This is a genomic window from Proteiniphilum sp. UBA1028 (assembly GCF_002316955.1).
GTDB lineage: Bacteria > Bacteroidota > Bacteroidia > Bacteroidales > Dysgonomonadaceae > Proteiniphilum.
Genome location: NZ_DCEN01000065.1, coordinates 1 through 23,883 on the forward strand (window position 1 = coordinate 1; position 23,883 = coordinate 23,883).

Genomic DNA, 23,883 nt, shown 5'->3' on the forward strand with positions numbered 1-23,883 from the left:
ATTTAAAGACGGCTAAGCACCCGGACAAACGATTCGGGAAGACAAACGTTCTTCAGACTCAACGCTTCTTTGAAAAGAGGAGCGATCTGCTTGTCGGTGAATCCGGCAATACCGCATCCAACACGGGTTACATAGAAGAAGTATTCAGAGTGCGCTGCGGCAAAATCGATAAATTGATCTACATAGGGTGCAATGGTTTCTATGCCTCCCTGCATGGTGGGAATGCCATAGCTTTGTCCCTGTAAACCGACTCCCTGTCCGTATATGGCGCCAAACTTGTTCAACGCTATCCTGGCAGCACCGCCATCGTGATTTCCGCCCAGGTTGCTGCCAAACACAAAAATCTCACCTGCCGATAAAACAGTGATATTCTCGGGTGTAAAAGTGGGCCTTTCGACTGAATCTTTCATAATAACCTGTTTTTTCAATTAACTATCACATGACTAAACACAAATTTATTCAAACCTCACCTCCATCAGCTCTATATCCGATAAAACCACGCGGGTGTTGCCGGCATTTCCCAGGGAGAAGACAATGCGTGCCTACAGATCGGGCATGGGGTCGCTGACCAGCGCATTCACCAGCCGCTGTTCGTAGCGGCGATTTTGTGGATCGTAGATCCCGAAGCCGGAGTTCCACTCCCAGTAGGCCCAGCTGAAGCTTTGCTGTTCAAACCAGCGAGCAAGGAAGCGTGTCCACCTTACCCGCGAGTCGATGTCGGCACGCGAGTAGGCGCCAAACTCACCCACATGCACCGGGATATTCTTTTCGCCAGCCAATTGGATGACTGTCTTGAAATCTTCTTTCACCGCCTGCCGCTCGAAGACGGTGCCGTGCCACTGCGTTCCCAGCCAGGCATCGGATCCTTCCGACCAGCTGGCACCCTGGTGGGTGAACTGAAACGGGTTGTAGTAATGGACGGTGAGGATGAGCTGTGGATCGTCGGGAATCTCCAATGATCGCAATCCGCCGACGCCGCCCCACTCTGCTGTGCCCAGCAACACACAACGCCTGGGGTTGGTTCTGCGGATTACCCGAAGCGCTGATTCCGCATAATCGTTCCACAAAGCGGGGGTGAGCTTGTCGTGGGGCTCGTTCAAAATCTCGAACAACAGGCTGTCGGGGTAATTCTTAAAGTGGCCGGCAATCTGCTCCCACTGCGATAGAAAACGGGCTTTCTCCCCGGCGGGGTTGGCCATCAGGGCATCGTGGTGATGCATGTTGAGGATGATGTGCAGCTTCTGCTTCAGCGCCTCGTCGACGGCCGACTGGATGGCCTGCATGAAAGCCGACTCGATGGTGTAGGGTGCCGTGGACATGCTGCGATCGTCCCGTTCCCAGCGGATGGGAAGACGTACGTGCGTGAAACCCAGATCGGCAATTCGCTTCAGGTCGGCTGGATCGAACGGCGATTGCCACGACTGCATTGCCTCGTAGGTGTTCCCGATGTTGATTCCTTTTCCCAGGCGGACATTGATCTCCCGGGCACTTGCCCAGGTACCTGTTTCTTCCGGTGCCGGCTCCGGCTCCCCGGGTTGACTGTTGCATTGTTGAAACAGAAACAACAGGATCGTAAGCAGAAAGAGCGTTTTTTTCATGATGTTGCCTATTTTGATTTCAGAAATTGTCAATTTCTCGGGCACTTACCTCCTGGGAGCCAGGCATGCATCTCCTCCGACAATCAGAACGGGTAGCCGATGGCAAAGTGGAAAGCAAAATCACGCCTGAACTCGGGCCTGAAGATCGTCCATCTCGATCCTTCGGGCAGCGCCGGATTGTGTGCTTTCATGCCGCCATCTACCCGGATAAGGAGGAAGTTCAGGTCGAAGCGAATCCCCAATCCGTAAGAAACGGCCAGCTCCTTGTAGAACTTATCCCAGGAGAAAAGACCCCCGGGCTGTTCCACGTAGTCTTTGATGGTCCAGATATTGCCGGCATCCACAAATGCAGCCATCTCGAAAAGACGGGTTAGCTTGCGGCGATACTCCACACTGAAGTCCAGCTTCACATCACCCACTCTGCGGCCAAAATCATGCCCCGTGGAGTCACGGCTAAAGGTGCCGGGGCCCAATGTTCTCGTACTCCACCCGCGCACGCTGTTGGCGCCGCCGCCATAGTATCTCTTTTCAAAGGGGAGGACAGTTGAGTTGCCATAAGGATATGCCATTCCTACCGCAAAATGGGCGGCAAGGGTGTTTTTGTCGCCAAAAGCAATCATGGGGGCAATGTCGAAGTCTCCTTTCACATACTCGGCGTATTGCAATCCGAAAAACTCTTCAATACCTTCGTTGTTTTGTTTGCCACCCCCCAACCCCGTGACGATGCGGGGAAGCCAGCCGGCCAGCTCTATCCCTGAACGAATACGAAATGGAATGACGGGCATATTCCCTCTTGAAATCCGGTTGTAATTGGTAAAGGTTACGTTGTACGTACTCCGCACAATCAACTGCTCATCATAGCTGTATCGCAGGATGGGACTGGCATCTTCGCTTAAATAGAGATCAATGAACCGTTTGGATTTCCAGGGCATTCTGACATAGGTGATCCCGACAGGCTCGAGCACATTCAGAAGTTTCCATTCCAAGGAAGACCATTGAAAACGACTCGACAGGTTGAAAAACTGGCGCAAATACTCGGGCCTCTTCTGAAAGTTTATGCCGGCGGAAAACTCCGTGGAGGCAGAAGGCTGATCTTTCAATTGCTTTATCATCCAGGGAAACAGCAATTGCGGAACAGACAAAAACACTTCGGCTCCATACTCGTAATAGCTATTATCCAGCAAATCGAGGCTGTCGGTAGCGCGAATAAATTCATAGGCGGCATTCAACCGCACACGGAAGGTCTCCCCTCCTTTCAGAAAGTTGCGGTGTTCGTAGGTCAGGTTGCTTGCCACCCCCAGGTCGCCCGCCGAATTGGTGCCATCAACCCCAAATTGCATGTAATGTAGGTTCCCCGGAAAGAGCGTAATCCGTGAATCGAGAAAGTTTGAGTCGTTCCGTACCACGGGAGTGAGGTTAATGGCCGTCTGGTTCACAGGCCCCATGCCGTTTAACGAAGAGTATGTCCGTTCTACAATCCGGTCGGAATAAAGTCGGCCGGGACGAAGAAATATATTGTAATATACCGACTGCGGCAACAGAAACCGATCTTTTTCAGAGATAATCTGCAAGCCCCGGTATTGAACCGTATCCAGACGATTGGCCCGGGTGGAATCTTCAAGCAGACGGGCATCGACGCCATTGATGACCGTAACTTTTCCAATATTGTACTGTTTGTGCAGGGTGGTGTCGGTGGGATTATTCAGAGCCAGGGTCACATCTACCTGGTGGTTGCCGACGGTGGTGTCGGCCAGAAAATAGAAATTATCTTTCAAAAAATTATAATACCCTCTGTTTCTCAACGTGGTGGTCATGCGCTCCCTGTCCTGCTCCAAAACCGACAGGTCGAAGATATCCCCTTCCCGGATGATATCGAGTCTTTTTGAGTCGCTCAGGATTTTGTGGATGGTGGTATCGGCAGAGCGGATGGTATCCCGGAATGAACGAATTCGGTAAGGTTCGTTGCCGGTGACTTGAAAAAAAAGGTTGGCTTTTTTATCTTTTTTCTCCAGGGTGGTGTCCACCTCGGCATTCAGATACCCTTTGTTGTTAAGATGCATTCTGATCTGCTCTGCCGAGATAACGGCCAGCTGCTCGTTATACAATACGGGCGGATCGCCGTATTTGAGCAGTTGCCGGTTCAACCAGGTAGAATCGTTGTCGGGAATGTTGTACATATGCAGCTTCCATTTTCCCACAATGGGTATCGAGGCGTTGGGCCGCTGCCGGAGAAAGGGTCTTAGCTCCGATGCGCCGATGCCTTTCACATCGGAGCTGATGCCTGCTTTGTTGAGCAGATAGCTCCCCTCGGGCACCTTTTTCGTTACATTACAGGCAGCGAGTGTAATCAGGGAGAATATGCAAAGTATATATTTCTTCATCCGGCTAGTTGTCTTCTTTTGGCTTGGTAAACCTGAAATTAAAGAGATTTCTGAATGATTTTGCCTCTTTTGTCACCACCACTCCAACACCCTGGGTTGTGGGAGTACGTCGGTAGAACCGTTCGTTTGCCCTGTTGAAGGCACGAAGCATCAACCAGTTGTTGATATCATACTCCATTTCAAACTCTCCCATGAAAGCCTGCTGACCAGCCAGCATGGTGTTATCGCCGTAACTCAGGTTGGTTGTTAAGCGCAAACGGTCGTTAAACAAACGGGTGGAGACATCGAGCCCCATTCGCACATTATCGAAAGTGCCGTCCACCGTCTCCAGGTTGGTGCTTACCGACCAGTTGTCGTTCAACGCACTGGCAAACAACGCATCCAGTCCCCTCGCCAATGTATTGGAGGCAAATCTCGTAAATACCGACGAACCGAAATTTAAATCGGGAGAACCTTCTGAGGGAATGAAGCTGCCTGTGGTGGCAAGATAGGCAAACTGCAGGATCTTGGTCTCCTCATTATTGATAAAACTGTTCACCCGCTGTTGTATGTCGTTGGAACTTTCGGGCAACTCAATGTCGTACTGCAGATCCATTGCCTCCAGATTACCTCTTACTTGAAGCAAGGCATTGACCGGTACGCGGGTATTGGCCAGCTCTGAGGAGAAAGTAGGACTGAGCGCAACCAGATCAGCCCTCACGGGAAGGTAGGCAGTGATGTTGAATTGTGTGTTCATAGGATCTCCTTCCATAGTAAGCCTGCTCCCTTCGCGAATAGTAAAGTCGATGGTCCGTAGGTTTTGCAGGTTATAATGAAACTTCCCGCTGTTGATGACAAAGTCACCGTATAAACGTACAGGAGGCGTCGACTTGGAATTAAAGTTGACACTCAGCTCTCCTTCCCCGCTTGCCTCAATGGCATTGCCCGTAGTCGGGTCCAGCAACACCGCCGCTCTGAGCATCGGGTTCAGGTTCACGGTTGCCCTCATGACGATGGGGATGCCCGATGACACCGGGGTGTTGATCCGGGCCTGTTGACTCTCTTTTTTGCGCAGGAAAGCCAACGAATCGTCCTGCGGTGTGTTGATATAAACCACGCCGCTGTATTCGGTGGCTCTGGCGGTTTGAGGGAGCATCACCATCACCTCCGACGGGCTCTGCGAAAAGAGGTTCCCATCGCCAAAGATGCCGTTGGGCGAGCCCGTGACTTGCAAGTCGCCCGACAAACGCAGGGAGCCATACACCATCAGGTCGGTACGTTCCCTGTTGTTCAACAGCATGAAATCGTTCAGACGGATTGTGGCATTGTACGCCATTCTTCCAAAATTGCTATGCGAAAGCCTCACATTCAGATTTGCCGTATGATTGTTCTGATCGCGGATCACCAGATTTTCCAATCCCACGTTATCTTTTTTAATTTCGATGGTGTCCGACACGTAGTAAGTGACATTGGTATAGGCAACCTTCATAATTCCTTCATCAATTCCCAGCCACCCTTCGGTCACCGGCTCCGACAGCTTGCCGGTAATGTGAATGTTTGAGTTTAATCGTCCCGAGAGCTGGTTGAAGATGCCTGCAGTAAACGGCTGGATGGCATTCAGGTCGAAATTTTCGACCAGAAAGTTTACATCCAAAGAGCGGAGGCTGTTATCTCCAGTAGGGATATAACCCCGTATATCTAAATTACGTACCCCTTTGTGAGTAAGGAAAGCATTCAGGTCCAGACCGGAGTAGAGGTTATCCCAGTTGCCTTCAATTTCCAGCGTACCGATGCTGTCGTTGTTTACCGTGATATGATCGATCCGGAGATCTTCGGTGCGGATCAAGGGGTTATCGAGTGCCTGCCGTATATAAATATCGCCGTTGATGGAGCCGGCAAAACTGGATACGTTAAATGCTGCAAGAATATTTGACAGCTCCGTATTGTTGAAAAAGATCCGGACATTATCGGCCTCGCTCCTGGAGGCAACACCGTCGATTCCGAGAAGGAGCATCTCCTTTTCACGAAGGCCGAAATTGGTAATGGAGATGTGGTCTTTGCGATAAGCGATGGAGGCATCGTTGAAGCTCATCTGTTTATCGTTGAATGCTATGGTGGTGGGATGAATGCGGATATCTGCCGCGAGGTGGTCATCATGGTCGCGCAGGAAACCCGCTGAGATCATGATCTGTCCGTTTGATTTTGTGCTGCTCTGCCGCAACTCGTAGGAAACCACATTTCTCACCGAATCACCCGAAGCGTTGCTATTCAGACGGGCATTCACAAATCCGTTGTCCTGCACCAGATATGTGTTCACATCCAATCCAATGTCGGAAGTACCGCTTTGCAGGTTTATTTTCGTTTCGCGCAGGTCGTTTTTACCAAACATCAACCTGGGAAAATGAGCGTTTAACTGCACGGCACTCTTGTCCATCGCTCGTATGTTTCCCGCAATGGTTGCATGATCCACATTGTAGAACGGCAAGGCAAAGGCATAAGAAAGATCTTCGGTATTCTTCAGCAAAATATGGAAGCGGAAGTCGTTGATCCCGTTACCGGAATCGTCCTCTTCGGGCAGGGATATTGCAGACGGGAGGTATGGATGCAGAGCATGCCGCAACTCCTTTCCAATCGTAGAAAAATAGTAATCGCCGTACATCTCCGCCTCCAGAAAGGAAGACATGATCTGCAGCCTCTTGCCGCTTGCCGAGTCGGCCTGAGCCTGCAGATAGATGGCGCCGGGATTGTAGATAAAGTTACTGTCGGCCAGCGAGATGTTGTCGATAACAAGGGTGCCGGCCATGTCATCGAAGGTGGCTCCGGCCATCTCTCCGTCGATATTCAAGCTCACGTACGGTTCTTTCCAGTCCGCCATCATCAGAAAAGGCTTCAGTTCTAGCCGTTCGACATCTCCTTTTACGGCAAACCACATCCCTTCTCCAAAGGTCACCTCACCATTCAGATCAAACCTGTTCCGGTCTGTATTGCTTTTGATGTTTGCAGTCACGTTGTTACCGCTGTAGGTTCCGTTGTACTCCACATCATGGTAGTAGTTGCCCCGGTAGACCATCGATTCAATACTTCCGTCGGCAACGACTGTGACCTCTCCACCTTTCAGGATAGACACCTTGGCGTTTGCACTCAGGGTGGCGTTGCCCAGGCCCGCCCCTCCCCCAATAATGTTGTCCACCTGCATATTGTCTGCAGATACAGGCCCCTCGAACACCATATTCTGAAAGTTGTTGTTTATCCGCCCGGTACCACGCAGCGACACAGCTCCCTGTTCGGTATTTACGGTTCCGCTGTACCGGAAATTGCGCAGCTTGCCCCGTGCCTGCATCTTCAGATCAAGGTGGCCCGTGTTCAGCAGCTGAACAGGTGATTCGTACTGGATGGCCCCCACCCGGATGAAGTCCTGCAGGTCTTGCTGCGAAACGGATAGCTGTCGTATCGTTGCCTCCAGGTCACTGTTGTTGAAGTCGCTGTAATCGGCGATCTTCCCGGAAATGTGGATCCTGGTGTCGGAACCATATTGAAGAACGAGGTTACGAAGGGTTGCCTGAGGCAGTTTTCCCTCTGCCTCCGTTTCAAAGGAAAAGGGTTTGTTCAAATGAGCAAACCGGGACGAAAAAATGGAAATATCGTTCGGATCGATGACTTCGCTGTCGGCTTTCAGGAAGAATTTTTTTGTCTCCCGGTCATAACGGGCGTTGGAAACCCGGATTTCAGATCGATTCAGGGAGGCCGTCATTTTATTGCTATTGATCTGTGTTCCGCTGGCTTCAGCGACAACTTTCAGCTCATGCAGCGTGAGGCCGGCATTCTGTTCCCGGAAGCTCAGCAGGCCTATTTCGGCCTTCATATCCTCCAGGCTCAGAAAATCAAGTTTACCATCAAAATTGAGATTGTGTACATCGAGGTGCGACACATTGAACTGACCCGGCGTTGAGGGTGCAGAATCGATGTTGTATTGCAGACGTCCGTTCATCAACATCACCCTGTTTGCCGTGATGCGCCATGTAGCTTTCTCTTTTTTCACCACGGTGGTATCCTTCTCCCTGGCGAAAGCATCGATCACAAATTGAAAGTTAAAGGGTTCTCCGGGTGATGTGCGATGCACGGAGGCTGTAAAATTTTCCAGGCTCACCTTCTCCACGGTTACTTTGTTTCTGAGCAGATCCATGGGATGGATGCGGACAGCCAGCCTGCCGATGTAAGCCAATGTATCCTGCTGCCGATCTTCCAGATAAATACCTTTGAGTTCGATGGTATTGAACAGTCGGAAACGAATACTCGCAAGAGATGCTTCGGCCGCTATTTTTGGCTTCACCTTTTCGAGTGCAATGTCAGCGGCCCTCTTCTGCACGGCAGGGATGCTAAAGACAATGAAAAGTATAATATTTAACAATATAATACTTAATACAATGACAGCGAGTATACGAGCAAATTTTGCAACCAAGTTTATCGAAACAAAATAGGTGAATGATCAAGATTTTTCAACAATGCAATATTACAAAAAAAGGAGCAAGGGCATTGTCTCAGTGGTTATTTTAACCAAAAAATAAGGTTATTTGGTCTTTTTCCACAATAATGAACTGTCGCCGTAGCTGAGGAAGCGATAATTTTGATGCAGCGCATAGTCGTATATTTTTTGCCAGTCGTCTCCCACGAAGGCAGCGATGAGTAACAACAACGTGCTCTGCGGCTGATGAAAGTTGGTGACAATGGCATCGGCATAATGAAACTGATAACCCGGCACGATGATGATCTGCGTGTCAGTGATCAGCTGCTCTTGACGGCGCCGGTTGAGATAATCGAGAATATTTTGAAGCGCTTGCGTGGGAGAAATATCGTCATTCTTATCATAGGGATCCCACTGTTTAACGCTCAGCTCCTGCGACGATGCTTCCGGGTGGGAGTGCAGCTTCCTTCCAATGTAGTATATGCTTTCCAAAGTCCGAAGCGAAGTGGTTCCCACCACAATAAGCTTCCCCCTGTTTTGCAGCAATTTCTCAACCGTCTCCCGGGGTATGGAAATAAACTCGGTATGCATGGTATGACCGGCAATGGTATTGGATTTCACCGGTCTGAAAGTACCTGCTCCCACGTGGAGCGTCACTTCGGCGGTATTGATTCCCTTATTGCGAAGTTGTTCCATTACGTGAGGCGTAAAATGAAGCCCTGCCGTGGGAGCGGCTACAGAGCCCTCTATGCGTGAGTAAACGGTTTGGTAGGTTTCGTCATCCCCGGGCTCCGAAGGACGGTTGAGATAGGGAGGGATGGGCAGTTTGCCGGCAAGCTCCAGCACCTCCGAGAATGTCAGCTCTTGATGATTCCACGAAAAACAGACAATTCTCTCCTCGCCCGCCGCGTCTTTTTTTTCCGCTTTTAGTGTGACCACATCGCCTTGGTAAGGAACCTCCATATACAAAGGCTCTTCCTTCCATCGCTTGGCATTGCCAATCATACAACTCCAGGAACATTGTGTGTGTTGTTGAAAATTCAGTGCATAGTCGGCCGGCTCGTGCGGAGAAAGACAAAATATCTCCACCTGAGCTCCTGTGTCCTTTTGAAACAACAAACGGGCATGAATCACCCGGGTATTGTTGAAAAGCAGCAGGCTCTCCTCAGGCAGCAGTGCAGGTAAATCCGTGAAGGTGTAAGAAGCAATCTGACCGTCGTGATATTGCAACAACTTCGACATGTCTCTCTGAGGAAGAGGATATTTGGCTATTTTCGCGTCGGGAAGATTGTAATTGAAACGGCTTATTGCCAACTCTCCGATATGGTCCTTTTTCATTTTTTTACTACCGAAAAACCTATTTTTCGTAATTATTAATGCATTTATTCCACAAAATTAGTCAACTTTGCAACACGTAACAAAAATAAAATAGCTGAAAACAGCCTATAAAAGCATGAAGAAATTGGAAACAGGCGACAAAGTGCGTTTTCTAAACACAGTTGGGGGAGGCACGGTGAAGGGCTTTCTCAGCAAACAACTGGTGATTGTGGAGGACGAACATGGGTTCGACATCCCCATACTCATTTCGGAATGCGTGGTCGTTGAATCTGCCGGAAATGAGAAGCTGGGACTCATCCCCGAGAACAAAGAGACAACGACAGACAAAGACCTTTCACCCTCCGTAACGGAAGTAAAAGTGAAAGATAACGAGCCCGTGCAAGAGACGGCCGAAGGGGAGAAGATTACTGCTTGCCTGGCCTATTTGCCAACAGACGTAAAAAACCTATCCTCCTCATCCTACGAATGTTATTTTGTGAACGACAGCAACTACTACCTTTTTTTCAACTACATGAGTCGTGAAAACAACACTTGGAAAAGTCGTTACAACGGTTCTATCGAACCAAACACAAAGATATTTCTGGAGGAGTTCGATAAGACGGCACTCAACGAAATTGAAAAAGTATCCGTTCAGTTTATTGCCTTCAAGTATCCAAAGCAGTTCAGGTTCAAGAACCCCTGTTCCGTGGAGTTGCGTATTGATACGGTGAAATTTTACAAACTCCACAGCTTCCGGGAAAACGACTACTTTGAGGACGAAGCCTTGCTTTACTACGTCATGCGGGACGATGTCCCCGAGAGGGAGCTGCTGGTTTCGGCAGGCGACCTGGAGCGTGCCATCAAAGAGAAGCAAGCCGCAGATAGACGCCCTCGCATTCAACGGATCGAGAAAAAAGAAAAAAACCAACTGATTGAGATCGACCTCCATGCTGATGCATTGCTCGACACCACAAGCGGGTTGAACAACGCCGATCTGCTGGAATACCAGCTGAATAAATTCAACGAGGTGATGGCCGGTCACATCCGCAACAAAAACCAAAAAATTGTATTTATTCACGGCAAAGGGGATGGCATACTTAGAAATGCCATCCTGAAAGAGCTGAAAACCAAGTATCCCAAATGTTATTACCAGGACGCCTCCTTTCAGGAATATGGTTATGGGGCAACCATGGTAACCATAAAATAATATTCTATGATAAAGAAAAATATCACCATCCTCATTGCTGCCATCATGCTTTCAGGTTGCAACATCATGAACCAGATTGGAGGAGCCATTCAGCTATCCCAGAGCGAGTACAGGTATAACTCACTGAACAACATTCAACTGGCCGGGATAAACCTGGGGAACGCCTCGAGCATCTCTGTCTCCAACCTGGCTTCTATTGCCACGGTGCTGGCCGGAGGCTCGACGATGCAGACCATCCCGTTCAGCATGACCCTCAACATGGACGTCACCAACCCGAACAGCAGTGCTGCCTTTCTCGACGCCCTAGATTACGCCATTCAAATCAACGAGATGGAGTTCGTGGAAGGTAAAATGGATATCCCCATCCGCATTGAACCCGGGGAAACCAAGATAGTGGGCATCCCCGTCAGCGTAGATTTGAAAAACCTGATGAACCGCTATTCGCAGGGACGTGTAACCAGTGAAATGAGTGCCTTCCTTGGCATCACACCCAAAGAGACATCGGTAACGGTAAAACTATGGCCTAAATTTACCGTCGGTGGCACAGTCGTAAAGGTGCCGGCTGCGATTCCCGTCGTTTTCAACTTTGGGGGAAAAGATCACTAAAAAACTTTATTACACCTCTTCAAACACGATGCGTGCCCGGCAAACGGCCCCTTTCCCGTATGTTTCAATCTGAAAACCGTAGTCGCCCGGGGCATGCAGCTGACGAAAGACCTCGCCGGAGTCGCCAAAGGTGAGTTCTTTCAGAAAGTTAATCTCAAAACGTCGGATATGATGCTTCCGATAAAAATCGGGCGTAAAACAATCGGATAGCCATTCCACATAATGGAGGCTGTTGGCATGGTTGTTTACATCGATGTCGCTGTATTTTACCTGAAACCTGTTTGCCACCTCTCCCGACACAGTGGCAATACGTCCCGGTTCGCCGATTGGCGTGCTTTCCGGGAACACAAAATTATGCATCGAGGGAAGCGTGTCGAGCAGGACGCTGCGCCGCGTATGCATATCCATTACAGCCCAGGAAGAAGCTGCGTAACCGATAGGTTCTTCAGCACCATCAAAGATCCGAAAATTACGCGTTGTGAAGGCTGTCCCTATTTTCTCAATCCATGTCTCAATGGAAAGGGAATCGTTCTCAGTAGGCATTCTTTTCATGTCGATCACCAGGCGCGACAACACCCAGGTGAAGTTATCGGTTTGCAGCTCCAGCAGGCCAAAGCCGTTTTCATCGGCATTCTTTCCTGCAGTGATCAACACAAAGTTGGTCAGCGAGGAGAGCGACACCCTCCTGCGAAAATCTATATCCTGTGCCTCTATGTTGTAACTGTATTTTTTCTTTGCACCCATCGTTCCGAATTATGAACCGCAAAAGTACAAAATAAATACCTTTTTCCGGACGATATTTATCGCTATCTTTGTGAAAAGGAACCGGTATGAGACATATGGCTAACCATTTCACACACGACCTCCAATTTCAAAGCTCCTGCAACCATATAATTAATCAGACAAAGAGTATGCAATCCATAAAAGAACTTTTCCGTATCGGCAACGGCCCATCAAGCAGCCATACCATGGGCCCCAAAAAGGCAGCCCTCCTTTTTACCGAAGCACAGAGTGACGCCGAAAGATTCGTGGTCACCCTCTACGGCAGCCTGGCAGCCACAGGCAAAGGGCACCTCACCGACGAGGCCATCCTGAGCGTGATGGAGCCTGTAGCCCCCACCACCATTGTGTGGCAACCCAAAATATTCCTTCCTTTTCACCCCAACGCATTGAAGATGGAAGCATTCCGCGGCAACAGGCTGTCCGGCTCGCAGACAGTCTACAGCGTGGGCGGAGGAGCTCTTTCGGACGGAGAGAAGGCTATTGGCCTCTCCGAGAACGAGGGAAGGGATATTTATCCGATGACCACCCTGACAGAGATCATGGAATGGTGTGAGGTGACGGGAAAAAGCTACTGGGAATATGTGGAGGAGTGCGAGGATAAGGATATATGGGACTACCTGGAAGAGGTATGGAAGGTGATGAAGGCAGCAGTGAAGCGGGGACTCGACAACGAGGGAGTACTTCCGGGCCCGCTTAGCCTCCACCGTAAGGCGACAAGCTACTTCATTAAAGCAAAAGGGTACAAGGCGTCGCTTCAGTCGCGCGGGCTGGTGTTCTCCTATGCGCTGGCCGTTTCGGAGGAGAATGCTTCGGGTGGGCAGATCGTCACTGCACCCACCTGCGGATCGTGTGGTGTTGTGCCGTCCGTGCTCTATCATCTGGAGGAAATACGAGATTTCAGTAAGAACAGGATGCTGCGTGCCCTGGCTACGGCAGGACTTTTTGGCAACATCGTGAAAAAGAACGCTTCCATCTCGGGCGCCGAGGTGGGATGCCAGGGAGAAGTGGGCGTGGCTTGCGCCATGGCGGCAGCTGCAGCCAATCAGCTCTTCGGAGGAAGCCCCGCACAGATTGAATACGCCGCCGAAATGGGGTTGGAGCATCACCTGGGGATGACCTGCGACCCGGTGTGCGGACTGGTACAGATACCCTGCATCGAACGCAATGCCTATGCCGCGGCACGTGCGCTGGATGCCAACCTCTACTCATCCTTCACAGACGGGATACATCGTGTTTCGTTCGACCGCGTGGTGAATGTAATGAAAGAGACGGGGCACGATCTGCCCTCACTTTACAAGGAGACCGGAGAAGGCGGACTGGCCAAAGGGCACAAGTTTTCATAAAAAATAAACAGGTACAAAAATAGAAACGCAACACACAAAGTGTTTTTTTTGACATTTCATATACTTTTTTCCGGTTTTCACCGTTATAGGTACGGTATTACGTAATCAACCCCACGCTGTTTTCCGGACAATAAAATTGAGAAACCGGGAAACGAAGTAACTTAATGCAGCAGATATGATAGACTATATCAAAGGCGAGGTGGCCGAACTTACACCTGCCTCTGTCACAATTGAATGCAGAGGCATCGGGTATCAGATGAACATCTCTCTCAACACCTACGGAGCCATCAGCAATAAGCCGAATGTGAAACTCTATGTGCACGAAGCTATCCGCGAAGACGCACATGTTTTGTTTGGCTTTATGGACAAACACGAACGGGAACTCTTCCTGCTCCTTATCAGCGTATCGGGAGTGGGGCCTAGTACAGCACGGGTCATCCTCTCCTCTCTCAGTTCAAAAGAGCTGGAGAACGTGATAGCCACGGAAAATGCTGCCGTGTTGCAGTCGGTAAAGGGAATTGGAGCAAAAACAGCACAAAGAATCATCGTAGACCTGAAAGACAAAATCAAGTTTACTGACGAGAGCGGGACCATCCAGCTTCCTGCCAAAGACGATCTTTCCGAAACAGGCCATGCCGCAGTATCGGCCCTGGTGATGCTTGGGTTCGTACAGACTGCATCACAGAAAGTGGTATCAAAAATCATCAGGGAATCACCCGCATTGCCGGTAGAGGCTGTCATTAAAGAGGCATTGAAGAGATTATAAACAGTGGCCAGGTTACGTAATACGCATTTTTTGAGTAAAAAATCGTATAGCTGTTGTTTCTCTGAATAAATTTGTGCACATAGTCTTTTTCTTGCTTCTGCTGATGACCGGTGGGAGGCAGCTTCTTTATGCACAGATCAATTTATCGGGCATACGAACAGAGGTGCGCTACGATCACCGGTCGAACCGTTACATCTTCGAACAAAAGGTCGGCAACACCGTCGTGGGGACTCCCTACTCCATGACCCCGGAAGAATACAGGGCATACCGCTTGCGTCAAACACAAACCCATTATTTCCGCAGGCGCAACGCACTGCGTGCCGACAGCCTGCAGGCGGTTGCGCAGCCCTTTTCTCTTGCCGGTCTGCGGAAACGTGGCGACCCGCAGAAAACGATCTTTGGACTTGGAGGAGTGCAGCTTACGACGCATGGATCCGTGGAGATATCAACCGGAATGAATAGGAATATCACCGACAATCCTACCCTGCCGCAGCGTGCACGAAAGAGGAGCATGTTCGACTTCGATCAACAGATCCAGCTTAATGTCAATGCAAAGGTGGGGGATAAAATTAACTTTGACATCAATTACGACACCGAGTCTACGTTCGATTTTCAAAGCAAACAGCTTAAACTCGCCTACCGGGGAGACGAAGATGAGATCATCCAAAATATTGAAGCGGGCAACGTGAGCCTGAACAGCGGTAACTCACTCATTCATGCCGGAGCAGCCCTGTTCGGGATCAAATCGGAGCTACAGTTCGGGAAGTTGCGGGTAAAAAGCCTCTTTTCTCAACAGCAATCTGAGTCACAGACAATCAATACCCGGGGAGGGATACAAACCACGCCCTTTGAGTTCTCCGCCGATCAGTACGAAGAAAACCAACATTTCTTCCTTGGCCATTGGTTTCGCGACAGGTACGACGAAGCTCTGGCCAGGCTGCCCTACATAGAGTCTCCTGTTTCCATCACCAAAATAGAAGTATGGGTGACCAATAAACGGGGAGACTATGCACAGGCAAGAAATATCGTGGCTTTTGCCGATCTAGGGGAACAGAAGCATATACACAACGCCGGTTGGGTGTCGCAAGGAGTTGCTGGGGTACCGCACAATGGAGCCAACACATTGTATGAGCAGCTCATCGGCATCTGGGCAGGGGCAAGAAAGATCAGCGAAACTGCGCATGTTTTTCCGGGCAGTGTTGTCGGCGGCACAGATTACGAAAAGTTGGAAAACGCTCGCCTCCTTAGCGCTTCGGAATATAGCTTTCAGCCGCAACTGGGCTATCTTTCCCTGAACATGCCGCTGCAACCGGATGAGGTGCTGGCGGTGGCGTATGAGTTCACCTACCATGGCGAAGTATATCAGGTTGGCGAATTCTCCGCAGATGTACGGAGTAACATCGGAAACAACAGCAGCAATGGCGGTGCACTTTTTCTGAAACTACTCAAGCCGGTATCGTTGTCGCCACAGGCCTATACATGGAACCTGATGATGAAAAACATCTACTCTGCCGGCCATGCTGCATATAACATGCAGCGAGATCATTTCCGGTTGCAGATCACCTGGCAAAGCGACACCACCGGAACGTACCTGAACTATATTCCCGAAAACGGCATCGGGGACAAGTTGCTCCTGCAGGTGTTACAACTCGACAGGCTGGATTCGAGAAATAACGAGCAGCCCGACGGCAACTTCGACTTTCTGGAAGGATATACCGTTGATTCACAGAATGGACGTATTATTTTCCCGGTGGTGGAACCTTTCGGTTCATACCTGCGCAAAAAAATTGGAAACGATGTCGTCTCGGAAAAATACATTTATGAGGAACTGTACGACTCCACCCTCACTGTGGCACGACAACTTCCGGAGAAAAACAAATTCCGGATCAGCGGCGAATACAGAGGCTCCCCGGATTCGCAGATTACCCTTAACGCCATGAACGTGGCCCGTGGATCGGTGCGGGTAACTGCCGGCGGCGTGACACTCACCGAAGGAGTCGATTATACGGTAGACTATGTCTCCGGCACGGTGAACATCATCAATCAGGCCATTCTGGCGGCAGGAACGCCCGTAAGCGTCACACTCGAAAGTCAGCAGATGATGCAAATGCAGCGAAAAACCCTGATGGGCCTCGATCTGCAGTACGACCTCTCCAAACATCTCTCTCTGGGTGCCACGCTGATGCACTATTCCGAAAAACCGCTCACCATGAAGCCTTTTTTTGGCGATGAGTCTTCCAAAAACACCCTGTGGGGCACCCATGTGAACTACAAGAGACAGTCGTATGCGCTCACCAACCTCATTGACAGACTCCCTTTCGTGGAAGCCACCGCACCTTCTCAACTGACAGCAAACCTTGAGTTCGCAGAAATGCTTCCCGGGCATTATAAAAACAAATATACTGGCGGTTATTCCTACCTCGATGATTTTGAATCGTCCACCTCGGTCATCGACCTGCGAACACCCTATGCCTGGTCGCTCGCCGCCACGCCCTCCGGCAACTCATCGACGGGGCTCTTTCCCGAAGGGTCACTGTCGAACCACACCGATTACGGAAAAAACCGTGCCCTGATGGCGTGGTTTTATATCGATGGAATCTTTACCCGCAGGAACTCCAACCTCACACCCGTACACATAAAAAACGATCCCGACCAGCTTTCCGATCACAGGGTGAGAGAAGTCTACGAAAGAGAAATATTTCCAAACCGTGATGCTCTCTACGGTCAGCCGACAACCTTACCGGTGCTTAACATATCCTATTACCCCGATGAACGCGGTCCCTATAACCTCGATACCGATGTCGACAGTGACGGCAGGCTGCTCCACCCCAGCCGCCGCTGGGGTGGCATAACCCGTCGTATGGACACCCGCGATTTTGAAGCAGCCAACATTGAGTATATTGAATTCTGGCTGATGGATCCGTTCGTGAACAACACGCAGGGCGCCCCACGGGGAGGTGATCTCTATTTCAACCTCGGCGAAATATCGGAAGACATTCTGAAAGACGGGAAGAAGTTCTTCGAGAATGGGTTGCCTGTTGATGGAGACACAACAACCGTGGGGCTATCGGTATGGGGCAAGTATCCAAAACGGCAATCCACGGTCTACGGGTTCGACAACTCCCTGGGAATGGAATCACGCAGGATACAGGATGTGGGACTGAACGGGCTGAGCAGCGAAGAAGAAAAGTCATTTCCCACCTATGCTGCCTACCTCGAGAAGCTGAAACCTCGTCTCTCAGAAGAAACGCTTTCACGAATGCAAAACGACCCCCATTCGCCGCTCAACGACCCTGCGGGCGACAGCTTTCGCCACTACCGCGGACAGGAACAAGACAGATTGCAACTGAGCATCCTCGACCGCTACAAGTATTATAACGGAACCGAAGGAAACTCGCTGCCACCGGATAACAATGCCCCCTATCACAACGTCTCACGTACCACTCCCGACGTAGAGGACATTGATAACGATCACACAATGAACGAACATGAATCCTATTTTCAATACAAAGTATCGCTTCGCCCCGGAACAATGGAGGTGGGATCCAATTTCATTACCGACAAGAGGGAGGTGAGCCTGAAGCTACGCAACGGAAACGACGGAACCGTGACCTGGTATCAGTTTAGAATACCGGTTCGTGACTATCAGGCCAGGATCGGCAACATACAGGGATTTAACAACATTCGTTTTATGCGGATGTTTCTTACCGGCTTCGAAGAGCCGGTATTTCTTCGTTTTGCCACGCTGGAGCTGGTCCGCAGCGAATGGAGAAACTACTCACGGGATATTGTCACGGGGGGAACCATAACGGGCACGGGCAGCCTGGAGATCTCCTCGGTAAACATTGAAGAGAACGGAAGCAGGACACCGGTAAATTACCTGTTGCCTCCGGGCGTTACGCGCATATTGGATCCGGGACAGCCTCAATTGAGGCAGGAAAACGAACAGTCGCTCTCGCTGAAAGTGCTCCGGCTTGACCCAGGCGACGCGCGCGCAGTGTACAAGAACAGCATGTACGACCTGCGCCGATATAAACGCATGCAAATGTTTGTGCATGCAGAACAGCTACAGGATGATCCGGGCGTGTTGCAGGATGGGGATCTCTCCATTTTCCTGCGCATAGGGTCGGACTACAGAAACAATTATTACGAGTATGAGCTACCGCTCCTTGTTACGCCCGAAGGACAATACAACGCTCAAACACTTTCCGGCCAGAAAGCGGTATGGCCAGCCGGGAACATGTTCGACTTCCCGCTGGAGCTGTTTACAGACCTGAAGCTCGACCGCAATACCGATAAGCGTCCCGGGAGCGGAATCGATTTTTTTACACCCTATACGCAGCCCGATCCCGAAAAACCGGATAACCGGATCACCATTGTGGGCAACCCCTCGCTGTCAGAGGTGAAAGTGATGATGATCGGTATCCGGAACAACAGCAGGGAGGAACGGTCGGGAGAGATATGGGTAAACGAAATGCGTCTGAGTGAGTATGACGAGAAAGGAGGATGGGCGGCACAGGGCAATGTGAACCTCACTCTGTCAGACTTGGGGATGATTCAATTATCCGGACGAAAAGAAACCGCCGGTTACGGAGCACTCGACCAAAGCCTTCAGCAACGCCGCAACGATGATTACTCTTCGCTTCATTTCGTTATGAGCCTTGATTTGGGACGTTTCCTACCGAAAAAGGCAAGGATTACCGCTCCTCTCCATTACACATGGTCCAGTGAATCAATGGCGCCATTTTACGACCCTTTCAACCAGGACATCCAGTTGAGAGAAACATTAAAACAAGCAGGCAATCAAACCGCTCGCGACTCCCTAAAAAACAGGGCGCTCACTCTCACAAGCATCCGGAGTTTGAGTCTCAACAACGTGAAGGTAGACATCAAAAGTAAAAACCCCATGCCCTTTGATCCGGCGAACTTCAGCTTAGGCTATTCAAAGAACGAAGAGAATCATCGAAGGCCGGACACGGAGTATGCATCAGTAAAGGACTTTCGCTTCCAGGCACTTTATACATACACACCGTTTGCAAAAGCATGGAAGCCGTTCAAAACAACGGAAGGCTCCGCAGAATGGGCCGGGCTGCTCCGCTCTGTCAATTTCAACTTTCTGCCTCGTAACATCAGCATAAACAACACCATCATGCGCCACTATCAGGAAACCCGGCTGCGTGACCTGCAAGCACTGACAGAGGGACTCTTCACACAATCAAAAAGAAAACACCTCTCATTCAGCAGCGATTTCTATTGGGACAGAAATTTCTCATTTACGTGGGACATGACCGAAAACCTGCACGCCTCGTTCCGCTCAGGGACACTCGCAGAGATTGAGGAGCCCTATCTGCAGGTCAACAAAGAGATCAACCGCAGCGATTATGAAATTTGGAAGGACTCGGTGTCACAAAGCATCCGTCACCTGGGCAAGCCCCTCAACTATTCACAGACAGCCGACATCACCTATACCCTTCCCCTTGCACAGATTCCCGTGATGGATTGGATCAACTCCAGTGCGGCCTACAGTTCGGGGTACCGCTGGGAACGAGGCGCTGAGATTGAGAAAAAAAACATGGGCAACTTCTTGCAGAACGACCTCTCTTTCACCTTTCAGAGCCGGTTTAATCTGATATCCCTGTACAATAAAATACCATTCCTGCAACAAGCAAGCACAACAGATGCTGCCCTCAATCTGCCACAATCATTGGCCCGTACCATGATGATGGTACGTCGTATAAACTTGAGTGTCGGCTATAAGAGCCGGACTGACCTTCCAGGTTTCGACCCGGAAATTGGTGATTTCTTCGGACAGCAAAAGAGTTCAACGGGACTCATTCCCGGCCTGGGTTTTGCCTTTGGCACAGAGGGCGGAGAAAAATTTGTAGCAAAGTCCCTTACCCGCAACCAACTGGTGATCAACGAACAGAATCTCAGGCCCGCCATCTTCAACCGGACACAAAACATCAAACTGGATGCCTCCATCGAGCCTTTGCCAGGTCTTAGAATAGATCTGCACGCACTGTACGAAAACAACCAACGAACCGAAATGCACTATATGATTGAAGGAATGCCCAAGATACGTGGCGGAAGCTTTGCGATAAGCACTCTCTCACTTTCATCGGCATTTGAACAGGGCACTGCAGGAAATAATTATCATTCCAGGGCCTTTGAGCAGTTTCTTACGCACAGAGATATAGTGGCATCACGTATGCGTGAACGATATGCGGCTACCCGCTATCCTTCGCTGGGATTTCTCTCGGGCAGCAGTCTTAGCGAACAACCGTTCAATATCGCTGTTGGCGATGTTCAGCGGAATGCAGCCGATGTGCTTATTCCCTCCTTTCTGGCAGCATATACCGGCAAAGATCCCGATAAGGCCAGACTTGGCATCTTTCCTGGCATCTCGTCCATGCTGCCCAACTGGAATATAACGTACAATGTGATCACGTTGCTTCCCGGAGTGCAGTCGCATTTCAAGTCGTTCGTTATTGCCCATCAGTATCTTTCACAATACAGGATAGGCTCGTTCGCTTCTTTTCTAAGCTGGGTGCCCGCAGGCGAAGGGAGTGAGCTGGGTTTTATCCGCGACGCTATTTCGGGAATGCCCCTGCCGTCATCTTCCTTCGATATATCTGCTGCAAGCATCGTGGAGAGTTTCAACCCCCTCATCGAAATAAGGGGCATGTTACACAATGATTTGAATCTTGGCTTTCGCATCAATCGTTCACGAACCGTGAATCTGAATATCTCGTCGGTTCAGATCGTGGAGACAATCGACAACGACATGGTTGTGGCGTTGGGTTACCGCATAGCCAACTTTGGCCGCATCATCGGTATCGACACATCCGGCACGCAGGGGAGACGGCAACGCTCTTCCTCTCGCATTGAAAGGGAGGAAACTCAAGATATTCCCATTGTGCCTTTCAATCACGATCTGAATCTCCGGCTGGATATTTCCCATAAGGTCACACGGTCGCTTATCAGAAAAATTGAAGACGGATTCACGCAAGCTACCAGCGGCATTCAAGCTACCTCTGTCCGTTTTGCTGCCGATTATGCCATGAGCAGGAAACTTACTTTGCGTGCCTTCTTCGACAAAGTCATCCACAGGCCTCTCGTGTCATCGGGCTCCTATGCTACTTCCAATACAAATGCGGGAGTAAGCCTGCGGTTCAACCTAAATCAATAGGCATTCATCAGCAAAGAACGATGCCCCAAAAAGACACTTATCACAAACAAAGCTTAAATAAGAAACCACACGCCTCTTTTTTTCTTAATATTTGTTACATAAAGCGATTTTTTACGCTTTTTTTTAATTTTAAGAGGATATGTTAAACAAAAAAGTCGTTTATTTGTTAAATTAAAGGACAAGACGATCTTTGAAATTTAAAATTGTCACTAAAAACGGAGTAAGTAAAGATGAAAAAATCGACTATTTGGTTGCTTGCACTGGTGATGTTCACTGCGTTTTTTGCGCTGTTGTTCCTGCAGCTCAGGTATATGAGAACAAGCATGGCCATCCGTTCACAACAGTTCGACGAACAGGTAAACAGGAGCCTCTATAATGTGATGAGGGACCTTGAGCAGGATCAGACCCGTGATTATCTGGAACAGGACATGATTGAGTCGGAGAACAGGTATTCGCAGTACAATCAGCCGCAAGGTACACAACACATCACAAGGGAACAAACCACTGCCACCATTACGAAACCCGATGGAAGTGAAACAAGAATTGCGTTGGATATCACACAGCAATCCACCCGTCCACAGGAACAGCGTGAACAGATATTTTTATCGCCCAACCCGGGCGCTAGTACTATTTCCAAAACGCAGTACGATATGCAGCAGTCATTGTCGAAAAGATACCTGCACGAACGGTCGTTGCTCGATGAAGTAATTTTTAAAATTCTAAATCGGGCAAGCAACGAGCCGATAGAGGAACGTATCGATTTCAACAAGGTGGATCAGTACATACGTTACGAACTGTCTTACAACGGACTGAACGAACCGTTCAGCTTTCAGATTGTGGATTTCAACAATAAGGTGGTATACTCATCGCCCGGTTTCTCCACAAGATATCGGGATGCGGTATACACCCAGATTCTGTTTCCAAATGATCCGCCGGCAAAGTTAAACAGGCTGAGGGTTTATTTCCCGACAAAAAGAAACTATGTGTACAGCGAACTTTCCTTTTTCATACCATCTCTTATATTCACGTTTATCCTGCTGATAACGTTTATATTTACGGTGGCATCGCTATTCAGGCAAAAGCGTTTGTCTGAAATGAAGAATGATTTTATCAACAATATGACGCACGAGCTCAAGACACCTGTCTCGACTATCTCGCTCGCTTCTCAGATGCTCAAGGATGAGTCCATCCTGAAATCGCCCGAGGTATTTAAACATGTCACCGGCGTGATTCATGACGAGACCAAACGATTGAGTTTCCAGGTGGAAAAAGTGTTGCAGATGTCGCTCTTCGACAAACAGAGGACAACCCTGAAGATGAAAGAGATGGACGTAAACGACCTGGTAGTGAACGTGGCCAACACACATGTGCTCAAGGTTGAAAAGCTGGGAGGTACCCTCGATGTGGATCTGCAAGCAGAGCATTCGACAATAAAGGTAGATGAGATGCACTTCACCAATGTCCTTTTCAACATTCTCGACAATGCCTTAAAATACCGTAAGAAGGAGATCCCTCCCGAATTGATGATACGTACCAAAAACGAAGGGAATAAGATCATCATTTCAATTGAGGATAATGGCATCGGCATGAAAAAGGAGGATGCAAAGAAAGTATTTGAACGGTTTTACCGTGTTCATACCGGTAACCGTCATGATGTGAAAGGCTTCGGATTGGGGCTGGCATACGTAAAAAAAATTGTAACTGATGTAAACGGCACCATTCGTGCTGAAAGTGAATTAGGTAAAGGAACAAAATTTATAATTAGTTTACCCGTAATAACAGAAAAATGATATGGAAGAGAAACTGAAAATTTTTTTATGCGAAGATGATGAGAATCTTGGCATGTTGCTGAGAGAATATCTCCAGGCAAAAGGATTTGATACCGATCTGTTTCCCGATGGAGAAGCCGGTTTCAAAGGATTTGTAAAGACAAAATATGACTTGTGCATTGTCGACGTCATGATGCCCAAGAAAGACGGTGTAACCCTTGTGAAAGAGATAAGAACCATCAACACGGAGATCCCTGTGATTTTCCTTACTGCCAAGAATATGAAAGAAGATGTACTGGAAGGTTTCAAAGCCGGAGCCGACGACTACATCACCAAACCTTTCAGCATGGAGGAGCTGGTGTTGCGTATTGAAGCCATCATTCGCCGTGTAAAAGGCAAAAAGAGCAAAGAACAGCAAGTGTATAATTTTGGTACGATGACCTTCGATACACAAAAACAGATTCTGATCATTGGCGATGTACA

13 protein-coding genes are annotated in these 23,883 nt (G+C 49.3%); 7 read left to right on the forward strand and 6 right to left on the reverse strand.

The features are described from left to right. Positions 1 to 2: 2 nt before the first annotated feature. The 5 genes from B3Z75_RS11200 to B3Z75_RS11220 form a co-directional block, all read right to left on the reverse strand. On the reverse strand, positions 3 to 410 hold the full coding sequence (locus B3Z75_RS11200) for an A1S_2505 family phage non-structural protein (RefSeq protein ID WP_294071609.1): 408 nt from the start codon (positions 408 to 410) through the stop codon (positions 3 to 5). Between the two features lie 132 nt (positions 411 to 542). Beyond that, complete coding sequence (locus B3Z75_RS11205) at positions 543 to 1,598, reverse strand: glycoside hydrolase family 5 protein (RefSeq protein ID WP_294071612.1); 1,056 nt, start codon at positions 1,596 to 1,598, stop codon at positions 543 to 545. An 83-nt stretch (positions 1,599 to 1,681) separates the two neighbouring features. After that, positions 1,682 to 3,979 (reverse strand): BamA/TamA family outer membrane protein, encoded by a 2,298-nt coding sequence (locus B3Z75_RS11210; RefSeq protein WP_294071614.1) that lies wholly within the window; start codon positions 3,977 to 3,979, stop codon positions 1,682 to 1,684. Between the two features lie 4 nt (positions 3,980 to 3,983). Beyond that, positions 3,984 to 8,417: a translocation/assembly module TamB domain-containing protein gene (locus B3Z75_RS11215; protein ID WP_294071617.1), complete on the reverse strand. Its 4,434-nt coding sequence runs from the start codon at positions 8,415 to 8,417 to the stop codon at positions 3,984 to 3,986. A gap of 108 nt (positions 8,418 to 8,525) precedes the next feature. Next, positions 8,526 to 9,758, reverse strand: coding sequence for an S-adenosylmethionine:tRNA ribosyltransferase-isomerase (locus tag B3Z75_RS11220; RefSeq protein WP_294071620.1), 1,233 nt, complete (start codon positions 9,756 to 9,758; stop codon positions 8,526 to 8,528). A gap of 115 nt (positions 9,759 to 9,873) precedes the next feature. Here B3Z75_RS11220 and B3Z75_RS11225 point away from each other — a divergent pair, with 115 nt between their 5' ends. Both B3Z75_RS11225 and B3Z75_RS11230 read left to right on the forward strand, forming a co-directional pair. Further along, on the forward strand, positions 9,874 to 10,944 hold the full coding sequence (locus B3Z75_RS11225; RefSeq protein WP_294071624.1) for a DUF2027 domain-containing protein: 1,071 nt from the start codon (positions 9,874 to 9,876) through the stop codon (positions 10,942 to 10,944). A 6-nt stretch (positions 10,945 to 10,950) separates the two neighbouring features. After that, positions 10,951 to 11,550 carry an LEA type 2 family protein gene (locus B3Z75_RS11230; RefSeq protein WP_294071627.1) on the forward strand — a complete coding sequence of 200 codons (600 nt, stop codon included), beginning with the start codon at positions 10,951 to 10,953 and terminating at the stop codon, positions 11,548 to 11,550. A gap of 9 nt (positions 11,551 to 11,559) precedes the next feature. On the opposite strand, the gene B3Z75_RS11235 is transcribed toward B3Z75_RS11230, so the two are convergent. Further along, the gene (locus B3Z75_RS11235; protein ID WP_294071630.1) at positions 11,560 to 12,294 is read right to left on the reverse strand and encodes an acyl-[acyl-carrier-protein] thioesterase; all 735 of its coding nucleotides are present in this window, start codon (positions 12,292 to 12,294) and stop codon (positions 11,560 to 11,562) included. Positions 12,295 to 12,461: 167 nt separating this feature from the next. Between B3Z75_RS11235 and B3Z75_RS11240 the strand changes: the two genes are divergently transcribed. The 5 genes from B3Z75_RS11240 to B3Z75_RS11260 form a co-directional block, all read left to right on the forward strand. Beyond that, positions 12,462 to 13,676: an L-serine ammonia-lyase gene (locus tag B3Z75_RS11240; protein WP_294071633.1), complete on the forward strand. Its 1,215-nt coding sequence runs from the start codon at positions 12,462 to 12,464 to the stop codon at positions 13,674 to 13,676. Positions 13,677 to 13,851: 175 nt separating this feature from the next. Further along, positions 13,852 to 14,442 carry a Holliday junction branch migration protein RuvA gene (gene ruvA / locus B3Z75_RS11245; protein WP_294071636.1) on the forward strand — a complete coding sequence of 197 codons (591 nt, stop codon included), beginning with the start codon at positions 13,852 to 13,854 and terminating at the stop codon, positions 14,440 to 14,442. A 73-nt stretch (positions 14,443 to 14,515) separates the two neighbouring features. After that, the gene (gene sprA / locus B3Z75_RS11250) at positions 14,516 to 21,631 is read left to right on the forward strand and encodes a cell surface protein SprA (protein WP_294071638.1); all 7,116 of its coding nucleotides are present in this window, start codon (positions 14,516 to 14,518) and stop codon (positions 21,629 to 21,631) included. A gap of 230 nt (positions 21,632 to 21,861) precedes the next feature. Further along, on the forward strand, positions 21,862 to 23,421 hold the full coding sequence (locus tag B3Z75_RS11255) for a sensor histidine kinase (protein ID WP_294071641.1): 1,560 nt from the start codon (positions 21,862 to 21,864) through the stop codon (positions 23,419 to 23,421). Between the two features lies 1 nt (position 23,422). Continuing rightward, positions 23,423 to 23,883 (forward strand): response regulator transcription factor (locus tag B3Z75_RS11260; RefSeq protein ID WP_294071644.1); only part of this gene is annotated, 461 nt, incomplete at its 3' end.

Excerpts from the sequence above, each read along its gene's own strand:
- B3Z75_RS11200 (WP_294071609.1), bottom strand. The coding sequence starts at position 410 with ATGAAAGATTCAGTCGAAAGGCCCACTTTTACACCCGAGAATATCACT.
- B3Z75_RS11205 (WP_294071612.1), bottom strand. The coding sequence starts at position 1,598 with ATGAAAAAAACGCTCTTTCTGCTTACGATCCTGTTGTTTCTGTTTCAA.
- B3Z75_RS11210 (WP_294071614.1), bottom strand. The coding sequence starts at position 3,979 with ATGAAGAAATATATACTTTGCATATTCTCCCTGATTACACTCGCTGCC.
- B3Z75_RS11220 (WP_294071620.1), bottom strand. The coding sequence starts at position 9,758 with ATGAAAAAGGACCATATCGGAGAGTTGGCAATAAGCCGTTTCAATTAC.
- B3Z75_RS11225 (WP_294071624.1), top strand. The coding sequence starts at position 9,874 with ATGAAGAAATTGGAAACAGGCGACAAAGTGCGTTTTCTAAACACAGTT.
- B3Z75_RS11230 (WP_294071627.1), top strand. The coding sequence starts at position 10,951 with ATGATAAAGAAAAATATCACCATCCTCATTGCTGCCATCATGCTTTCA.
- B3Z75_RS11235 (WP_294071630.1), bottom strand. The coding sequence starts at position 12,294 with ATGGGTGCAAAGAAAAAATACAGTTACAACATAGAGGCACAGGATATA.
- B3Z75_RS11240 (WP_294071633.1), top strand. The coding sequence starts at position 12,462 with ATGCAATCCATAAAAGAACTTTTCCGTATCGGCAACGGCCCATCAAGC.
- ruvA (WP_294071636.1), top strand. The coding sequence starts at position 13,852 with ATGATAGACTATATCAAAGGCGAGGTGGCCGAACTTACACCTGCCTCT.
- B3Z75_RS11255 (WP_294071641.1), top strand. The coding sequence starts at position 21,862 with ATGAAAAAATCGACTATTTGGTTGCTTGCACTGGTGATGTTCACTGCG.